The sequence below is a fragment of the Methylosinus sp. RM1 genome, from assembly GCF_011378635.1.
GTDB classification, from domain to species: Bacteria; Pseudomonadota; Alphaproteobacteria; order Rhizobiales; family Beijerinckiaceae; genus Methylosinus; species Methylosinus sporium.
The window spans coordinates 25,758-42,631 of the sequence record NZ_WOVC01000015.1 but is presented as its reverse complement, the minus strand read 5'-3'; the positions used below and the strand labels follow the sequence as shown (position 1 = coordinate 42,631).

The 16,874-nt window shown below is 63.9% G+C and carries 19 protein-coding genes; 13 read left to right on the top strand and 6 right to left on the bottom strand.

Annotation, left to right across the window (positions count from 1 at the left end; translation table 11 throughout):
• The first annotated feature begins 28 nt into the window (after window positions 1–28).
• Entirely contained in the window at window positions 29–784 is a 756-nt protein-coding gene (locus FMZ75_RS12205) for a GyrI-like domain-containing protein (RefSeq protein ID WP_166143108.1), read from the top strand.
• Between the two features lie 3 nt (window positions 785–787).
• Here the strand turns inward: FMZ75_RS12205 and FMZ75_RS12200 are convergent, their stop codons facing one another.
• The 4 genes from FMZ75_RS12200 to FMZ75_RS12185 form a co-directional block, all read right to left on the bottom strand.
• Window positions 788–1,300: a GNAT family N-acetyltransferase gene (locus tag FMZ75_RS12200; RefSeq protein ID WP_166143106.1), complete on the bottom strand. Its 513-nt coding sequence runs from the start codon at window positions 1,298–1,300 to the stop codon at window positions 788–790.
• Entirely contained in the window at window positions 1,297–1,584 is a 288-nt protein-coding gene (locus FMZ75_RS12195) for a DUF1778 domain-containing protein (protein WP_166143104.1), read from the bottom strand. The genes FMZ75_RS12200 and FMZ75_RS12195 overlap by 4 nt, the downstream gene beginning before the upstream one ends.
• Window positions 1,585–1,648: 64 nt before the next feature.
• Window positions 1,649–1,873, bottom strand: a complete 225-nt coding sequence (locus FMZ75_RS12190) for a helix-turn-helix transcriptional regulator (RefSeq protein ID WP_024881568.1) — start codon at window positions 1,871–1,873, stop codon at window positions 1,649–1,651.
• Window positions 1,874–1,878: 5 nt separating this feature from the next.
• Window positions 1,879–2,442, bottom strand: coding sequence for a DUF2975 domain-containing protein (locus tag FMZ75_RS12185; protein WP_166143102.1), 564 nt, complete (start codon window positions 2,440–2,442; stop codon window positions 1,879–1,881).
• A gap of 104 nt (window positions 2,443–2,546) precedes the next feature.
• Here FMZ75_RS12185 and FMZ75_RS12180 point away from each other — a divergent pair, with 104 nt between their 5' ends.
• From FMZ75_RS12180 to FMZ75_RS12170, 3 genes are all read left to right on the top strand, one after another.
• Window positions 2,547–3,179 (top strand): hypothetical protein, encoded by a 633-nt coding sequence (locus FMZ75_RS12180; RefSeq protein WP_108915946.1) that lies wholly within the window; start codon window positions 2,547–2,549, stop codon window positions 3,177–3,179.
• A 101-nt stretch (window positions 3,180–3,280) separates the two neighbouring features.
• Window positions 3,281–3,982: a TerC family protein gene (locus tag FMZ75_RS12175; RefSeq protein WP_108915945.1), complete on the top strand. Its 702-nt coding sequence runs from the start codon at window positions 3,281–3,283 to the stop codon at window positions 3,980–3,982.
• A 6-nt stretch (window positions 3,983–3,988) separates the two neighbouring features.
• Window positions 3,989–4,828 (top strand): alpha/beta hydrolase, encoded by an 840-nt coding sequence (locus FMZ75_RS12170; RefSeq protein ID WP_166143100.1) that lies wholly within the window; start codon window positions 3,989–3,991, stop codon window positions 4,826–4,828.
• Between the two features lie 3 nt (window positions 4,829–4,831).
• Here FMZ75_RS12170 and FMZ75_RS12165 read toward each other — a convergent pair whose 3' ends face one another.
• Together FMZ75_RS12165 and rpsU are read right to left on the bottom strand one after the other, a co-directional pair.
• Window positions 4,832–5,707: a tetratricopeptide repeat protein gene (locus tag FMZ75_RS12165; protein WP_142862514.1), complete on the bottom strand. Its 876-nt coding sequence runs from the start codon at window positions 5,705–5,707 to the stop codon at window positions 4,832–4,834.
• A 109-nt stretch (window positions 5,708–5,816) separates the two neighbouring features.
• The gene (gene rpsU / locus FMZ75_RS12160) at window positions 5,817–6,056 is read right to left on the bottom strand and encodes a 30S ribosomal protein S21 (RefSeq protein ID WP_018267543.1); all 240 of its coding nucleotides are present in this window, start codon (window positions 6,054–6,056) and stop codon (window positions 5,817–5,819) included.
• Window positions 6,057–6,359: 303 nt separating this feature from the next.
• Between rpsU and FMZ75_RS12155 the strand changes: the two genes are divergently transcribed.
• From FMZ75_RS12155 to FMZ75_RS12115, 9 genes are all read left to right on the top strand, one after another.
• Window positions 6,360–7,214 (top strand): nitroreductase family protein, encoded by an 855-nt coding sequence (locus FMZ75_RS12155; RefSeq protein WP_142862515.1) that lies wholly within the window; start codon window positions 6,360–6,362, stop codon window positions 7,212–7,214.
• Window positions 7,215–7,587: 373 nt separating this feature from the next.
• On the top strand, window positions 7,588–9,522 hold the full coding sequence (gene thrS / locus FMZ75_RS12150) for a threonine--tRNA ligase (RefSeq protein ID WP_142862516.1): 1,935 nt from the start codon (window positions 7,588–7,590) through the stop codon (window positions 9,520–9,522).
• A 504-nt stretch (window positions 9,523–10,026) separates the two neighbouring features.
• A complete protein-coding gene (locus FMZ75_RS12145; protein WP_166143098.1) occupies window positions 10,027–11,028 on the top strand; it encodes an ABC transporter substrate-binding protein in 1,002 nt (333 codons plus the stop codon).
• A 22-nt stretch (window positions 11,029–11,050) separates the two neighbouring features.
• Entirely contained in the window at window positions 11,051–11,839 is a 789-nt protein-coding gene (locus tag FMZ75_RS12140; RefSeq protein ID WP_166143096.1) for an ABC transporter ATP-binding protein, read from the top strand.
• A gap of 103 nt (window positions 11,840–11,942) precedes the next feature.
• The gene (locus FMZ75_RS12135) at window positions 11,943–12,647 is read left to right on the top strand and encodes an ABC transporter permease (RefSeq protein WP_370464711.1); all 705 of its coding nucleotides are present in this window, start codon (window positions 11,943–11,945) and stop codon (window positions 12,645–12,647) included.
• Complete coding sequence (locus FMZ75_RS22155) at window positions 12,593–13,726, top strand: zinc-binding dehydrogenase (RefSeq protein WP_370464710.1); 1,134 nt, start codon at window positions 12,593–12,595, stop codon at window positions 13,724–13,726. Before FMZ75_RS12135 ends, FMZ75_RS22155 begins: the two co-directional genes overlap by 55 nt.
• A complete protein-coding gene (locus FMZ75_RS12125; RefSeq protein WP_166143090.1) occupies window positions 13,723–14,460 on the top strand; it encodes an enoyl-CoA hydratase-related protein in 738 nt (245 codons plus the stop codon). Before FMZ75_RS22155 ends, FMZ75_RS12125 begins: the two co-directional genes overlap by 4 nt.
• A gap of 37 nt (window positions 14,461–14,497) precedes the next feature.
• Window positions 14,498–15,811, top strand: coding sequence for an FAD-dependent oxidoreductase (locus FMZ75_RS12120; RefSeq protein ID WP_166143088.1), 1,314 nt, complete (start codon window positions 14,498–14,500; stop codon window positions 15,809–15,811).
• Between the two features lie 106 nt (window positions 15,812–15,917).
• Window positions 15,918–16,871 carry a LysR substrate-binding domain-containing protein gene (locus FMZ75_RS12115; RefSeq protein WP_108915932.1) on the top strand — a complete coding sequence of 318 codons (954 nt, stop codon included), beginning with the start codon at window positions 15,918–15,920 and terminating at the stop codon, window positions 16,869–16,871.
• Window positions 16,872–16,874 lie beyond the last annotated feature (3 nt).

Below are 16,874 nucleotides of genomic sequence, written 5' to 3'. Positions count from 1 at the left end.
GCCTGCGCTTTCCAAGAGGACGAGACCGATGAGCAATTCGAGCGGTGAGGGCGTCACGCAGAGATTGAAGCGGGCTTGGCCCTTTGTCGCGGGGCTGGCTGTTCTCGCCGTCGTCGCGGGAGCCTTTTTCGGCGCGACATCCACCTCGCCCACCCCCACCGCCGTCGTTCTGGCGCCGAGCGCGCAGGTCGCGGCGGAGACGCCGCAAAAGCCCGCGCCCGCCGCGCCGGACAGCCCCGTCGCGCCGAAGCCGACGCTGGACCTCAACGAGCCTTCTCAGGCCGAGGCGGAGGCGCAGGCGCAGGCGCAGGCCGACGCTATCGCCGGTCAGGCGATCGATATCATCGCCCGTCCCGTCGTCAAATTGCGCGGGCAGGGCACATGGGCGGACGGACTCAAGACGCTTTCAGAGGCCGTCGCCAATCTGCGCATCGCCGCCTCCAAGGCTGGCCTCACCGTGGACGGCCGTCCGCTGGTCGCCTTCACCGAGACGGATGACAATGGCTTTCATTTCGAGGCCATGTTGCCGCTGATGCGCCCGCCCGAGACCAAGGCCAAGTTCGAGCACGGTGTCGAGGCCGGCGCGTCGCCGGCCGGCAAGGCGCTGAAATTCCAGCATCGCGGGCCTTATGAGGAGATCGACTCGACCTATGAGGCGATCACCGCCTTTCTGGACGAGAAGGGTCTCGACACGAAAAATCTGTTCGTCGAGGAATATCTCACCGATTTGAAGACCAGTGACGACGATGGGCTCGAGGTGGATATCTACGTGTTCTTGAAGTGAGGGTCATCGCTTCGCTTTTGCGAGCGCCTGCAGAGCCGTCGAAATCGGCAGGAAGTAGGAAGATGATCTGACCGCGAAAGCAAGAAAACCGAGGCTTCGATAGAAGGCCTCGGCGCTTTCGTCCTTCGCCTCCACGACGATCGCGAATATCGCGGGATCGGCCCTCGCCGCTCGCACGACGGCGTCCATGACCATTGCGCCGGCGAGGCCTCGCCGTCGAAATTTCACATCGACCGCAAGCCTGCCGATCAGTCCGGCGGGAACCACGCCGTAGCGCGGCAGCTTTCTCACGATCGCGGGTGGCAGCTCGGTGAGCGGCAGGCTGGCCGCGGCGAAAGTGTAATAGCCCGCGATGGCGCCGACGTCGTCGAGCGCGACGAAGCAATTGCTGATGCGCCGCTTCACATCCTGTGCAGCGAGCTCGCGCAGATAGCGGTCGAGCGGCTCGACGCCGCAATAAAATCGCTCCCTGTCATGGATCGAGCTCAGCAATTCGATACGAAATTCGACCGTCACTTCGTCGCCTTGACGAGCCGACGATAGGCGTCGGCGGCGCGCTGCAATCCGGGCGACGGCGCGGGTGGGTCGAGAATCGCATCGGCGAATATGCGCTGATCTTCGACCGAGAGTCGGATGATCTGGGTTTCCTCGATCGTGCGAATCGCCGCTTCGTGCGCGGCGACCACCACGAAATCGCTGACGCTTCGGCCTTGGATTTCGGCGGCGCGTTTGATCGCGGCCAGCGCCTCGGGCGCGAGACGCGCTTCGAGCCGCGCCGTTCGGTTGTTTTCTGCGCCCATGACGCCTCCGATTTTTGACGCCTCCGATCTTCGACCGCATATGTACGGTAAATCGCCGGATAAATCAACCTCCCTTTCCCTCTGCCTCCGGCCGATATTCCAGAATGTCGCCCGGCTGGCAGTCCAAGACCTCGCAGATCTTCTCCAGCGTATCGAAGCGAATTCCTTTCACCTTGCCGGATTTCAAAAGGCTCACATTCTGCTCGGCGATGCCGATGCGTTGCGCGAGATCGCGCGAGCGCATTTTGCGCCGCGCGAGCATCACGTCGAGATTGACCACGATCGCCATGGCGCTCACACGAATTGCGCGTGCTCGCCGGCGATGTCGGCTGCGGTCTTGAAGATATGCGCTATGGCGATCAGCATCAGCAGGAAGATGATGTTCAGCAGATCCTCGAGCCTTATGTAGCCGTGATGGTTCTGTCCGGGCGGCAGATGCGATGCGATGGCGAGGATGATCGCCGAGCGCATGACGACATCCAGCAGCACGGTGAACAGCCCGATGACGCCGGCGCGCCGCAGCCAGAGCGCCGCCTCCGCGGAGAAGACGCCGCCCTCGCGATAGAGGCTGAACACGCGCCACAGGCAAAAGCTGATGACGGCGGCGAAGACCCAGACGAAGAGGCTCAGCGCCGTCGCTGTCGCATATTGGCTTTGTGAAGCGCCCGAAACATCGATCTGCAGCAGCTCGTGATAATGGCGCTCGACCTTTCCGTGATCGGCCCAGAAGGTCAGTATCGCGAGGAGATCGGCCCCGGCGAAGACAATGACGAGCGCCCGGACCGTCTGGCAGATCCAGCCGATGCGCGCCCGCAGCGCGGAAAAACGCGGGTCCTGAAAAGCGACGGCGTCGGTCATGGGTTGCATCCTCCTTGGTCGCGTCATGCGCGATAGAAACAATTTGACACATATTATTTTTAATGTCAAACATGAAAATATAATCGAACAAAAGGAAGCGATTCATGACCCGCGGCCTCCCGTCTCTCGCGCTCGCCTCTGCTCTTTTTCTTTCGGCCTGCAACGGCGTTCCACTCTCCACGCAGTGGAAGCTGCGCTCCTTCGATCTCTCGACGGCCGACGTCGCGCCGCTCCGTGTCGCCTTGCGCGCGCCCGATTGGCTGGAGCCGACGCCGACGAGCGCGCGGGTCGTCGTCGCCTATTGGCGGGAGGGCGAGGAGGCGGCCAAGCGCGTGCTGACGATTCGCCTCGTCTCCGGCGCGAGGGCCGAAGACGGGCCCATTCTCGCCGGCCTCGAATCGACGCTGAGCGGCGGGCTCGTGGTTTTCGAGGCCGACAGGCGGGATCTCGCCGCTATCCGCGCCGCGCAGGAGGAAGGAATGCGCTGGCGCGAGAGCGGCGCGAAAGCCCACGGTTCGCTCGAGCTCGACGGCGGGCTGTTCTGTCGCCGCGCGGAAATCCCCGCCGGGGCGGTGATTTTCGACGTCTATGTGCATACGGATGATGCGCTCGGCTGGCTGCCGCTGCTGATCGGCCATGACGCGCACCGGCCCGGCGCGGACGAGAAAAAGCTCGCCGACTTCATGCCGCCCTGCGCCGCCGCGCCCGCCAATGTCGCGGCCAAGACGCGGCGATAGCGCAAAGCTCCGCCGCCGTCCGATCTCGCTGGCCTTCTCCCCCTTCCGCGCGATATGATCGCGCCCATGCTGCCCACGGGCAGGGTTGGAAATCCAAGTCAATGAACGGCGACGAGCTTTCCGTCGGCTTCGAAATCTTCGAAATCATCTGGATCGATCTGCTTCTTTCGGGCGACAATGCGATTCTCATCGCCCTCGCCTGTCACAAGCTCCCGAAACAGCAACGGCGATGGGGCATAATTCTGGGCGCGGCCGGCGGCGTGACGCTGCGCATCGCCTTCGCCTTCGTCGTCATACAGCTCATGGCCATTCCGGCGCTCAAGGCGATCGGCGGGCTCTTGCTGCTCGGCGTCGCCACCAAGCTGCTCATCGACGAGACCGAGCATCACGTCGACGCGAAAGAGGACCTCTGGGGCGCGGTGGCGGCCATCGTCATGGCCGATGCGGTGATGTCGCTCGACAATGTCATCGCCATCGCCGGCGCCGCGCGCGGCTCCATGCCGCTCATCGTCTTCGGCCTCGCCGTGTCCGTGCCGATCGTCGTCTTCGGCGCCGGCCTGCTGATGCAGGCGCTGTCGCGCTTTCCCATTCTCGTCTGGGCGGGCGCCGGCCTGCTCGGCTGGATTTCGGGCGAGCTCATCGCTGGCGATCCGGTCTGGACGAAGCTCGGCTGGACTGCGCCGGCCCATTTCGAATTGGCCTCCTCTATCGTCGGCGCCGTTCTGGTGCTCGTCGCGGGCTTTGTCGCGTCGAAGCTCGAGGAGCGCGCCGAGGCGCGGCGCCGAGCCGAAAGCAAAGGCTGATCGCCGATGGTCCTTGCGCTGCTGAAATGGACGCTGCTCGTCGTCGTCGGACTTTACTTTCTGTCGACGGCGGGCCTCGGCCTGTTTCAGCGACGCCTGCAATATCTGCCGGACAGGCGTCATATCCCGCCGCATGAGGCGGGCCTCGCCGGCGTCGAGGAACTGACGCTTTCGACATCGGATGGCGAGACGATCGTCGCCTGGCACGCGCCGCCGCGCGAGGGGCGGCCACTGTTGCTCTATTTCCACGGAAACGCCGGCGGGCTGGTGGATCGCGCCGCGCGTTTCCGCAATTTCCTCTCCGCCGGCTATGGCTTTCTCGCCATCGCCTATCGCGGCTATGCGGGCTCCAGCGGAACGCCGACGCAAGAAGGCGTCATGCGCGACGCCGAGGCCGCCTATGCGGAGGCCCGCGCGCGCGGCTACGAGCCGGAGCGCCTCGTCATCATCGGCGAATCATTGGGGTCCGGCGTCGCGACGCAGCTCGCGGCGCGGCGCGCGGCGGCGGCCCTGGCGCTCGATTCGCCTTTCTCCTCGGCCGTCGACGTCGCCGAGACGCGCTTCGGCTTTCTGCCCGTGCGCTGGCTGATGCTGGATCAGTTCCGCTCCGATCTCGCCATTCGCGACGTGCATATGCCGCTGCTGATCGTCCATGGAGACGAGGATGGCGTGGTGCCGATCGCGCTCGGGCGGCGGCTGTTCGATCTCGCCAATGAGCCGAAGACCTTCGTCCTCGCGCCCGGCGGGCAGCATTTGGTGCTGGGACTGCCGGACGTGTTCCCGCGCGTCGCGCGCTGGGTGGACGCGGCGCTGGCGACGCCGCGTCGCATGGAGGCGAGCGATTGACGCTCAGCCGCGCGAGGCGCCCTGTTTCGCGATCGGCTGCTGCGGATCGAGCGCCAGAGCGCGCTGATAGGATTCGGACGCCTTCTGGCGATTGCCCTTGCGCTCATAGGCGAGGCCGAGCCAGGCCCAGGCCGGCGCGCTCTTATTGTCGACATTGAGCGCAGCGTTGAAATCCTCGATCGCCTTGTCGTAATTGCCGAGCGTGACGAGGCTCTCGCCGCGCGCCTGATAGGGCGCCGCCGCGAAAGGATCGCGATCGATGGCGTTGTCGAAATCGGTGACGGCGCGCTGATTGTCGCCGCGCTTCTGATGGATCAGCCCGCGCGCGTGAAACGCCTGCGCGCTCTCGGGATTGAGCTTGATCGCCGCATCGAGATCGGCGAGCGCCTGCTCGAGATTGCCCTGCGCGCGCAGCAGATTGGCGCGGCCGATATAGGCCGGCGCGTGATTGGGGTTGACGTCGACGGCGCGGTCGAAATCGAGCCGCGCCTGATCGTTGCGGCCGATCTGGCGGAAGGCGAGGGCCCGATTGGTGAAAGCGGCGGCGTTATTGGGCTCGATCTTGATTGCCTGGGAAAAATCGGCGATCGCCTCCTGGAACTGGCCGATCTTCGCCAGCGCCACGCCGCGGGTGTTGTATGCCTCCGGGCTCGGATTGCGACGAATCACCTCGGAGAGCGATTCGATATTGGCGTTGGCGGCTCTGGGGTCGGCGGCGTCGGTCTCGGCGAAGCCGCGTCCCGGCGGCCGCAGCACGCCGGCGGTCTCGCAACCGGTGAGGGCGAGTAGAGTCAGCATCGCGGCGCCCGCGCGCAGAGGCGCGCGGCGGCGAGATGCGGGGGACGTCCGGCGAACCGCCGAGCCGAGCGGCAATTCCATTCCGTCCGACCTCCTCGAACAAAGTCCTGAAAGCGCGGAACGCGCGATGACGACGATCTATACCGGGCAATTCGGCGAGAATTCGACGGTGCGCCCGCTTTTAACGCGCTCAGCGGCCGCCGACGGCGGGCTTCGCTTTCACCGGCAGCAGACCTTCGCGCTGCAGCTTCTTGCGGGCGAGCTTGCGCGCGCGGCGCACGGCCTCGGCCTTCTCGCGGGCCCGCTTCTCGGAGGGCTTCTCATAATGGCCGCGGAGCTTCATCTCGCGGAAAATGCCTTCGCGCTGCATCTTCTTCTTCAGCGCCTTGAGAGCCTGGTCGACATTATTGTCGCGGACGAGAACTTGCACGAAGCGATCCTGTTTCTAGAGGCGGCGCGCGCCCCGGGTGGAGACGTTGCTGCGGGTGAGAATAGTCAGTCGGGCGCTGACGGAGCGCCTGACCCGTGCGCGGGGAATTAACAGAACCGCTCGGCGTTGTCCACACGCAGCAGCGGCGGCGTCGCCGTTATCAGTACAAACCGATAGGCCGGGAGCGCCCCGCCCGCTTCTGGTTTTCCCGCGGCGCCAGGGTGGATTTTTGCGGCGGCTTTCGCCACCATGCCGCAAAGCGCGCGTTACGGCGCGCGTCATGCGGCGTTTTCTGGAGACGACATGAACAAGCCGATCAGCAAAGGGGAATTGAGCGCGGCCGATGGCGCGGAGGCGATCCGCGCCCGCTATCGCCGCGATGATTCGCCCACCCCGCCCGTTTGGAACGAGACGCTGGAGCTTCTGCTCGCGCATCGGTCCATTCGCGCCTATCTGCCGGAAAAAATTCCCGCCGAAACTCTGGCGACCGTCGTCGCCGCCGCGCAATCGGCCTCCACCTCCTCCAATCTCCAGGTCTGGAGCCTCGTCGCCGTCGAGGATGAGGCGCGCAAGAGCCGCCTCGCCGATCTCGCCGGCAATCAGCAGCATATTCGCGACGCGCCTTTGTTTCTTCTGTGGCTCGCCGATCTCTCGCGGCTCGAGAATATCGGCAAGGAGCAGGGCCGCGACGGGGCGGCGCTGCCCTATCTCGAAATGTTCCTCACCGCCGCGATCGACGCCGGCCTCGCCGCGCAAAATGCGCTGGTCGCGCTGGAATCGCTCGGCTATGGCGGGGTCTATATCGGCGGGATCCGCAACAAGCCGGAGGAGGTGGCCAAGGAGCTGGACCTGCCGCCGGGCGTTTTCGCCGTCTTCGGCATGGCGGTCGGCCGTCCCGATCCGGCCAAGGCCGGCGGCGTGCGCCCGCGCCTCGGCCAGGGCGCCGTTCTGCATCGCGAGCAATATGCCTGGAACGAGGCGCAGCGCGAGGCTGTCGCCACTTATGACGGGAAGTTCCGGGATTTCCAGAAGGAGGCGGGCCTTCCCGAGCAGGGCTGGATTCGCCAGGCGCTCTCTCGCATTCGCGGCCCGGAGAGCCTCAGCGGCCGCGACCGGCTGAAGGATGCGCTGCGGGCGTTGGGATTCGCGTTGAAGTGAGCCGCGCTCGAGCGGTTCTACGGTGACGATCGGGTGAAGGTTTCCTCATCCTGAGGAGCCCGCATCGATCTCGGGCTCGCCCGAGATCGGCAATTCGAAGAGCCAAAGTCGGGCAAACCCGACTTTGGTGCGGGCGTCTCGAAGGACGAGGAAACCGTCAGCGCCGCCTTCTGGAGTTCGCCCGCGTGCTTCGAGACGGCGGCTCCGCCGCCTCCTCAGCATGAGGGCGAGGGGGATGGACTTTCGATTCGCGGGCGCCGCGCCGACGATTGCCAAGCGCGACATGCTTGCCTTATCAATGCCCCCGGCCCATCTCGGGCCGCAAGCGACTTACGCCGACTTGTATCGGCGAGTGGGCGCATGAGGAGAGCATATGATCGCCGTAACCTTCCCCGACGGGGCGTCCCGTCAATTCGAGCCCGGCGTCTCCGGCCTCGATATCGCCAAGAGCATTTCCCCTTCCCTCGCCAAGCGCACCGTCGCCATGGCTCTCGATGGAGAGCTGCGCGACCTCGTCGACACGATCGACCGCGACGCCAAAATCGAATTCGTCGGCCGCGAGGATCCGCGCGCGCTGGAGCTGATTCGTCACGACTGCGCGCATCTTCTGGCGGAAGCGGTGCAGGAGCTGTTTCCCGGCACGCAGGTCACCATCGGCCCGGTGATCGAGAACGGCTTCTATTACGACTTCTATCGGTCCGAGCCGTTCACGCCGGACGATCTTCCCGCCATCGAGAAGAAGATGCGCGAGATCGTCGCGCGCGACGCCGCCATCACCAAGGAAGTCTGGAGCCGCGATCAGGCCAAGACCTACTTTACGGCGAAGGGCGAGGCCTTCAAGCGTGAGCTGATCGAGAGCATTCCCGGCGGCGAGGATCTGAAAATCTATCGCCAGGGCCATTGGCTCGACCTGTGCCGCGGCCCGCATCTGCCGTCGATCGGCAAGGTCGGAACCGCCTTCAAGCTGATGAAGGTGGCGGGCGCCTATTGGCGCGGCGACCACAATAATCCGATGCTTTCGCGCATCTATGGAACCGCTTTCGCGAAACAGGAAGACCTCGACGCCTATCTGCATCGCCTCGAGGAGGCCGAGCGCCGCGATCATCGGCGTTTGGGCCGCGAGATGGACCTCTTCCATTTCCAGGAGGAAGGGCCGGGCACGATCTTCTGGCACGAGAAGGGCTGGGCGCTGTTCCAGAGCCTCGTCTCCTATATGCGCCGACGCCAGAAGGCCGCGGGCTATCGCGAGGTGAACACGCCGCAGGTGCTCGACCGCGCTTTGTGGGAGACCTCCGGCCATTGGCAGACCTATCGCGAAAATATGTTCCTCACCAAGACAGAGGACGAGCGCATTTTCGCGTTGAAGCCGATGAACTGCCCCGGCCATGTGCAAATCTTCAAGAACGGCTTGAAGTCCTATCGCGACCTGCCGGTGAAGATCGCCGAATTCGGCATTGTGCATCGCTATGAGCCGTCGGGCGCGCTGCATGGCATGATGCGCGTTCGCGCCTTCACGCAGGACGATGCGCATATCTTCTGCAATGAGGACCAGATCATGGAGGAGGCGTTGAAGATCAACGACCTCATCCTGACGATCTATCGGGACTTCGGCTTCGACGACGTCGTGGTGAAGCTCTCCACGCGGCCGGAGAAGCATGTCGGCTCCGATGAAGCCTGGGCCAAGGCCGAGGCGGCGCTCCACAAGGTGCTGGAGGAGCTCGCCGCGCGCGGATTGAAGACCGGCGTCAATCCGGGCGAGGGCGCTTTCTATGGGCCCAAGCTCGAATATACTTTGCGCGACGCCATCGGCCGCGAATGGCAATGCGGCACGACGCAGGTGGACTTCAATCTGCCGGGGCGTTTCGGCGCCTTCTATATCGGCGCGGACAGCGAGAAGAAGACGCCGGTGATGATTCACCGCGCCATGTTCGGCTCGCTGGAGCGCTTCACCGGCATATTGATCGAGCATTATGCCGGTCATCTGCCGCTGTGGCTCTCGCCGCTGCAGATCGTCGTGTGCACCATCACGCAGGACGCCGACGACTACGCCTATGAGGTGGCGGCGGAGGCGCGCAAGCTCGGCCTCGCGGTCGATCTCGATCTGCGCAATGAGAAGATCACCTATAAGGTCCGCGAGCATTCGCTGGCCAAGGTTCCGGCGCTTCTCGTCGTCGGCAAGAAGGAGGCGGTCGAGCGCACGGTCTCCATCCGCCGTCTCGGCTCGCAGGCGCAGAGTTCCGCTACCCTTGCCGACGCGCTGGCCGCGCTCGCCGCCGAGGCGACGCCGCCGGATGTGAAGGAGGGGTAAGACCGCTCGCGACAGGCGCTCACGGTCGCGGCAGCGCGATCGCGAGACGCCGTGATCGAGGCCGGGATTGGCTTTCGCCAAATCGCGTCATTTGCGGGCGTCGCGATATTGCCGCAGCGCGATGCGCTCCAGAGTGTCGTCGGGATAGATAGCGTCTCGCCCGCGGCCGGTGGCGGCGCTTCCGGCGCAGCTTGCGCGACAGCCGGCGATCGAAGGCAATTTGGTTTACCGGCGCAATGAATATTTCGCGCGGCGGCACGGAATCGTGAACGGCGAGCACATGCGGTGGGCGTCCCCCGTCGGCGACGGATGCTATGGCGAGATATTGGACAATTTCGAAAGCGGCAAGTCGCGAGCTCTGCATTATGCGGTCCTCACGACCTTGCACCACCAGCGCAGAAAATGAATTTCCATAATTCGCGACTATGCAAGATATAAATAAAACAGAGATTGCGGTGGGGATTTTCTTCGCGTTAGTTCGTTCCACTCGCGAGGGAACAGGTGATGATCGATCGTCGATATTTCAGCCGAGCGGTCGCCGCATCCGCTCTCGCCCTGCCTGGCATCGCGTGGTCGGAGTCTCCCGTGCTGCGCCTCGGAACGATGCGCCTGAACAGCGCAGCGCCGTTTTTTGTCGCGTCTGATAAAGGCTTTTTCGAAGACGAAGGCTTGAAGGTCCAAGTCGAATATTTCGACGCCGCCGCCCAATTGCCCGTCGCCGCCGTCGCGAATTCGATCGACGTCGGCATGACCGCCTTCACCGCCGCTTATTTCAACCTCGCCGCCAAAGGCGGGCTGAAACTCGTCTGCGGCGACAGTCGACCGCATCCCGCCTTTCCCAATAATCAGCTGGTGGCCAGCCGCAACGGCTACGACGCCGGATTGCGCTCTTTCGCAGACATTCGGGGACGTCGCCTGGGCATAACGACCATCGGATCGTCGTTCCATTATCAGTTCGGCGTGATTGCTGCGAAATTCGCCTTCCCACTGTCGCAGGTGGAACTCGTCCCTCTTCAGACTCTGCCGAACGTCGGTTCGGCGGTCGCCGCCGGAAAGCTGGATGGCGCCATCCTTCCCTCGACGGTCGCGGACCCGTTGGTCAGAGCGGGATCCGGCGTCTTCATCGGAAACACGGCCGAGGTCGACATGACGCAAGGAAGCGGCGTGTTTACCCGCCCCGATTTCATCGCCGCCAATCGTGCGGGGATGGAACGCTTCGTGCGAGCGCATCGGCGTGCGATGGCCTTCAGCAATAGAGCCGTCAATCGGCTCGACGAGCGAGGCCGACCGGTCGACAGCGACGAGCGAGAGGAGCTTCTCGAAATCGTCGCTCGGCGCACGGGCCAGACCAGGCAGCAGATCAGCTCGACCTTCGGCTATTACGATCCCGCCGCCGGCTTGAACCTCGAGGACGTCCGCAAGGTGCTCAGATTTTGGCAAGGCCTGGGACTCGTGAAGCGAAACGTCGACGCCGAACAGGTCGTCGACCTCTCTTTCGCGGCTTGAAGTCGGCCTCGGGGAGGACGCAATGGAACTGGAGCTTCGAGGATTGGGACACGACTTCGGGTCGTTGACCGTTCTCGACAATGTCTCGTTCGCGGTGCGAAAATCCGAGATCGTCTCTGTCATCGGTCCCTCTGGTTGCGGAAAGTCGACTCTACTGGCGATCGCCGGCGGCCTCATCGCGCCGAGCCGAGGATCGGCTGTCTCGCTCGGCGTTCCGCCGGCTGCGAGCCTCAACCCCTTCACCTTCGTTTTTCAGGACGCCGGGCTGCTGCCGTGGCGGACCGTGGCCGGCAATGTCGCATTGGCGCTGGAGGGTCGGCCGCTATCGCGAAAGGCGCAGGCCGAGATCATCGAGGAAGTGTTGGATCGAACCGGTCTGCGCGGCTTCGCGAAAGCCTATCCGAAGCAATTGTCGGGCGGCATGAAACAGCGCGTCGGCATCGCCAGGGCGCTGGCCGCTCGTCCAGCCTTCCTCCTCATGGACGAGCCCTTGTCCGCCGTAGACGCGCAGACGCGCGAGCTGCTGATGGAGGAGTTCCTCGCCCTGTGGCTGCGAGACCGCGTTTCGATCCTCTACGTCACCCATAATCTCGACGAGGCGGTGCGGCTTTCCGACCGGATCGTCGTGCTCTCGAGACGGCCGGGCCGCGTCCGCGAAATCGTCGACGTCGCAATTCCGCAAAGCGAGCGCCGCCGCCCCGAGGTCGCGAGCGAATTGTCGGCGATGCAGAACGACATCTGGAATCTGCTTCGATCGGAGGCGCGCAACGCCGATCGAGAGCTTCTGTCCCTGGAACGAGCCGATGTCTGAAGCCCATACGCCATCAGCGATCGGAGCTCCGAGCACGGTGCGATTCCGGGGCGGCGGATTCGAGATCACGCCGAAACGATGGTTCGCTCCGGCATTTGCCGTTGTGCTCGTCGGAGCGTGGCAGGCCGGATCGACCTCGGGGCGGATCGATCCGCTGCTGCTGCCGGGGCCGGTCGACGTGCTCGAGACACTCTATCGCGAGCTCGCGCAAGGGGATTTGGCGATCCATATCGGTCAATCGCTCACTCGACTGCTGTTGGGCTGGTCGATCGGAAGCCTCGCGGGCCTGAGCGTGGGGCTCTCGATGGGACTCTGGTCCTGGTGCCGAGCGATCGGCGACGCCGCGATCTCTTCCCTATACCCCATTCCCAAGATTGCCCTGCTGCCGCTCTTCATACTCTGGCTCGGAATTGGGGAGTCCAGCAAAATAACGACGATCGCGCTCGGCGTTTTCTTTCCTATGGCGGTGTCCGTATGCGCCGCCGTCGACGCCGCGCCGCGTCCTTTCATACGCATGGCCCAGAGCTTCGGACTCGATCGGCTGTCGATCATCGTCAAGATCGTGCTGCCATCCGCCCTCCCGGCCATGTTGGCCTGCGCGCGCATTACCGTTTCCACAGGCCTCGTGCTTCTCGTCGCCGCCGAGATGATCGGCGCACAATATGGGATCGGCGCCTATATTCTCGCCGCCGGCAACATCATGGACTCCGAGAAGCTCCTCGCCGGCGTTCTCGTGCTCTCTCTCCTCGGAACATGTGCAGGGGCGGTGATCGCAGCGCTCGAACGCACGCTCTTGCGTTGGCGTTGACCCGCTCGCTCATCGGATCATCATTCATGAAAGCTCTCCAAAAAACAGCGCCGAGCTTCGGAGTCGAGTTTCGCGACGTTGCCCGTCCGGTCCCGCGCCCAGGCGAGGCGCTCATCGAAATCACTGCAGCCGGCGTTTGTGGGACGGACGTGCATATCTTCGAATGGAGCGGCGGCTATGAATTCATGGCGCCGCTGCTTCCGCTGACGCTCGGGCACGAATTCGCGGGACGCGTGATCGACGTCGTCGGCGACGCAAACGGATTGGCGCCCGGCGCGCTCGTCGCCGTAATCCCTTCCGCCCCATGCGGAAGTTGCGCGCATTGCCTGAGCGGCGCAGCCGAATCTTGCGAGCGTCGGTCAGCCAAAGGCACCAGCGCCGACGGCGGCTTCGCGCCTTGGATCACTGCGCCTGTCGTCAATTGCCTCGAGGCGCCGAACGGCGTCGACGACGAGCTCGCAGCGCTCGCCGAACCATTGACCGTCGCGCAGGAAGCCGTCCTGAAAGGCGGAGTGACGCGCGGCGATCGGGTGCTCGTCATCGGTCCCGGAACGATCGGACAGGCGATCGCCCTCTACGCCCACATGGCCGAAGCCGCGGAGGTCGTCGTCGTGGGGAAGAACGATCCCCTCCGTTTCGAAACGCTGCGCGCTCTCGGATTTTGGGACCTTGTCGACATTGGCGACGGCGATCTCGAAACCGCTTTGGCGTCCCGCTTCACAAGCCAGAAATTCGATATCATTTTCGAGGCGACCGGCGTTCCGGAGGTGGTTCAGCAAAGTCTCGCATTCTTGCGCAAGGAAGGCGTTCTCGTCGTCGCTGGGATACACCCGCACCGGGCTTCGCTCGATCTCACCCGCCTCGTGCGCGAAAGACATCAAATCCGAGGCACGCAACGCGCTCCGCCCAATGTCTGGCCGCGTGTGCTCGACAGCCTCGCGACCGAAGGCGAACGGTTTCGCCATATGATCACGCATCGCATGTCGCTCGATCGCGGCGTCGAGGCCTTGGAATTGGCGCGGACGCGTCGGGCCTCGAAAATCATTCTCTCGCCGGTTGTTCGAAAGAGAAGTTCATGACCGCTGTCTCGATCGCCCCCCATGGAAATGTCGTCGTTATTTCGATCGATCGCCGAGAGCGACGAAACGCCATCGACATCGACGTCGTCCGTGGACTGCAAGAGGCGTTCGCCCAATTCGACGCGTCCGATGGCCGCGTTGCGGTGCTGACCGGCGTCGGCGACGATTTTTCCGTCGGATCCGATCCGAATGTCCCGGTAACGGAGCTCTGGCGCTGTATGCCGACGATCGGAATCGTTACGAAAAAGCCCATCGTCACCGCCGTCGCCGGCGAATGTCGAGGCAGCGCCTTCACTCTCAATATGTTCGCGGATCTCTGCGTCGCAGACGAAAGCGCGAACTTTTGCTATCCGGAAGGAACGCACGGGGCCTGGGGCGGCCTCGCCGCAGGTCTCGCAGCGCGCATTCCGCACAAGATCGCGATGGAAGTTCTGCTGTTGTCGCAGCCGATCTCGGCGCGCCGCGCCTATGAAGTCGGACTCGTCAACCGTCTCGCGCCGCGAGGGAAGCATCTGGAAACGGCGCTCGAAATCGCCCGCGTCGTCGCGACGCGCGCTCCGCTCGTCATGCAATCGATGAAGCATTTTGTGACCGACCATGTGCTCGTGCAGAGCCCATCGGAGATACTCGGACGGACGACGCGCGACCTGACTGCGGTCCGCACGAGCCAGGACGCAGCCGAAGGCAAACGCGCGATGGCCGAGGGACGCGCACCCGAATTCGTCGGCAGATGAGCGCCCGGCTCGGCGATAACAAGGGAATTTGCCTCCTGTGACGACACGCGCCATTGACGCTGGCACGATCATCCGCCGCAATCTCCGTGACGCCCCGCCGCGCGTCTTGACGACCGACCTCTGCGTCGTGGGGTCGGGAATCGCCGGCGTATCCGCCGCGCTCGAAGCGGCGAGACTCGGGCATCGGGTCGTTCTGGTCGAGGCGGGCGGATCGCTCGGCGGTCAGTCCGTCGCAGCGCAGATCAACACATTTTGCGGGTTCTATGCGAATGGACCAACGCCACGGCAAATCGTCTTCGGCATCGCCGACGAGATACTCGCAGACCTCGGGAAGACCGGCGACGTCATGCTGCTTCGCAGCCGCCACAACTCCTTCGTCGTTCACTACCACAGCGTCGCTCTACAACGCTGGATCGAGCGGGCGACGAGCCGCGAGAGCGTTACCCCGCTTCTCGGCGCGGCGCTGTTCGACGCTCGCGTCGAAGACGAGCGCCTAGTCTCCATTTCCGTGGCAACGCGCGCCGGGATACTGCGCATCGAAGCCGAGGCCTTCGTCGACGCGACAGGAGACGCCGCTGTCGCCTGGATGAGCGGCCTCGCTACGCGAGAGCCCGCCGCTGGGCCGATCTATGGATCGCAGAACGGCATCCTTCGCAATGTCGATGAGCAGGCGCTCGCGGCGATCGATCGCGCGACCCTGCGATCGCGCCTCATCGCCAAAGGCTGCGCCTATGGCTTGGACAGAAGCGACGCCTTCATATTCACCGCCCCGGGATCGGGCGAGACGCTCGTCAATATGACGCATGTAGAGACGCCTCTCGATCCCATCCACGCAAGTGAGATGGTCGCCGTCGGTCACGACAAGATGGACCTCGCCCTCGACTTTCTTCGGGCTGAATTTCCGGAAGCTTTTTCTCGCGCCGTGGTAAGCATATATGGCGCGCTCGGCGCACGCCAGACGCGCTGGTTCAAGAGTCGCTGTCAGCTGAGCGCGGACGATGTGCGGGCCGGAACGATCTTCGAGGATGCGATCGCCCATTGCGCATGGCCGATCGAGCTCCACAATAGTCTCGACCAAATATATTTCGAGGCCTTTGATGAGGAGCACATTCATACGATTCCGTTTCGCTGCATGGTTCACGACGAGGTCGTGAACCTGCTCGCCGTCGGCCGATGTGTGGATGGCGACGCGCTCGCGCTGTCCTCCATTCGCGTAATGGGCCCGTGTATCGCGATGGGAGCCGCGGCCGCCCACGCCTTCGACCTGACCGGCGGCAGGTTCGACGCCCCGCCTGTCGGCCGCCTGCGTCGACGCCTGGCCGCCAATCTCGGGCTGGCGCAACTCGCCTGAGCGCTTCGGGCCGTTTCCAAGTCCCGGGCTTCGGCCGAAAAAAAAGCGGCTTGCAAATCTATTAAAACCATCGATATAATAGATTACTATCGGGAGTTCCTGACGCATGTCGCTGAGCTTACAGCCTCGTCGAAACGGAAATCCGACGCTCACTCCGGCGCGAGACGATCGGCCGCATGGCGTCAGCGTCATTCGCAATCAGATTCTCGAGAACGACCTTCTCCACGTGTTCGTGACGGTCGTCGACCAGGGCGGGTTCACTGCCGCCGCTCGAACGCTGCACAGAACCCAGGCGGCCGTCAGCCTGCAGATCAAACGTCTCGAAGACATTATCGGCGTCAGCCTGATCATGCGCCCGCAGAGAGGCTTTCGCCTCACTCCCGAAGGCGATCTCATGCTCGATTACGCGCGGCGCATGTTGGCGCTCAACGCCGAAGCGCTTCGCACGCTCCGCGCCGAAGAAACCGATTGCACGGTACGCCTCGGCACGATCGACGATTACGTCGCCAACATTCTGCCGCCGCTCGTCGGCGCATTCTGTCGTTCGCATCCACGCGTCAATGTCGAGCTCTATGGCGGTATGCCGAGTTCGATGCTCACACGCATCGGCGCCCATTTCGATATTGTGATCGCCATGGAGCCGGCCGGCACGAGCCAGGGACAGGTGCTTCGTCGCGAGCCGGTCGTATGGACGACATCGTCCGAGCACAATCAACATGAGCGATCCCCCTTGCCTCTGGCGGTTGCTCCGCCTGGAAGCATGTTTCGTCATTGGGCGATCGCCGCTCTTCAACAAAGTGGCGTTCCCTGGCGTCTCGCCCATGTGAATTCGAACGTTTCCGGCATAGAAGCCGCCGTGCGACAAGGCCTCGGCGTAGGGGTGTTCAAAGCGAGCACGATCGACGATCGACTACGGCGTCTCGACGAAAGCGACGGCTTCCCGCGGCTTCCCGATGTCGAGATAGCGCTCTATTCAATTCGCTCGTCTCCGTCCTCGCCGACCATGCGGCTGAGAGACTATCTCGTCGAGCGGCTCGGAGATAATTCTGGCTCGGATTGACCA

Bases quoted from the DNA above. Each gene is read 5' to 3' on its own strand.
- FMZ75_RS12155 (WP_142862515.1), top strand. From the start codon at position 6,360: ATGAACAAGCCGATCAGCAAAGGGGAATTGAGCGCGGCCGATGGCGCG.
- FMZ75_RS12185 (WP_166143102.1), bottom strand. From the start codon at position 2,442: ATGACCGACGCCGTCGCTTTTCAGGACCCGCGTTTTTCCGCGCTGCGG.
- FMZ75_RS12170 (WP_166143100.1), top strand. From the start codon at position 3,989: ATGGTCCTTGCGCTGCTGAAATGGACGCTGCTCGTCGTCGTCGGACTT.
- FMZ75_RS12140 (WP_166143096.1), top strand. From the start codon at position 11,051: ATGGAACTGGAGCTTCGAGGATTGGGACACGACTTCGGGTCGTTGACC.
- FMZ75_RS12115 (WP_108915932.1), top strand. From the start codon at position 15,918: ATGTCGCTGAGCTTACAGCCTCGTCGAAACGGAAATCCGACGCTCACT.
- FMZ75_RS12125 (WP_166143090.1), top strand. From the start codon at position 13,723: ATGACCGCTGTCTCGATCGCCCCCCATGGAAATGTCGTCGTTATTTCG.
- FMZ75_RS22155 (WP_370464710.1), top strand. From the start codon at position 12,593: ATGTGCAGGGGCGGTGATCGCAGCGCTCGAACGCACGCTCTTGCGTTG.
- FMZ75_RS12205 (WP_166143108.1), top strand. From the start codon at position 29: ATGAGCAATTCGAGCGGTGAGGGCGTCACGCAGAGATTGAAGCGGGCT.
- FMZ75_RS12195 (WP_166143104.1), bottom strand. From the start codon at position 1,584: ATGGGCGCAGAAAACAACCGAACGGCGCGGCTCGAAGCGCGTCTCGCG.
- thrS (WP_142862516.1), top strand. From the start codon at position 7,588: ATGATCGCCGTAACCTTCCCCGACGGGGCGTCCCGTCAATTCGAGCCC.
- FMZ75_RS12180 (WP_108915946.1), top strand. From the start codon at position 2,547: ATGACCCGCGGCCTCCCGTCTCTCGCGCTCGCCTCTGCTCTTTTTCTT.
- FMZ75_RS12165 (WP_142862514.1), bottom strand. From the start codon at position 5,707: ATGGAATTGCCGCTCGGCTCGGCGGTTCGCCGGACGTCCCCCGCATCT.
- FMZ75_RS12145 (WP_166143098.1), top strand. From the start codon at position 10,027: ATGATCGATCGTCGATATTTCAGCCGAGCGGTCGCCGCATCCGCTCTC.
- FMZ75_RS12190 (WP_024881568.1), bottom strand. From the start codon at position 1,873: ATGGCGATCGTGGTCAATCTCGACGTGATGCTCGCGCGGCGCAAAATG.
- FMZ75_RS12175 (WP_108915945.1), top strand. From the start codon at position 3,281: ATGAACGGCGACGAGCTTTCCGTCGGCTTCGAAATCTTCGAAATCATC.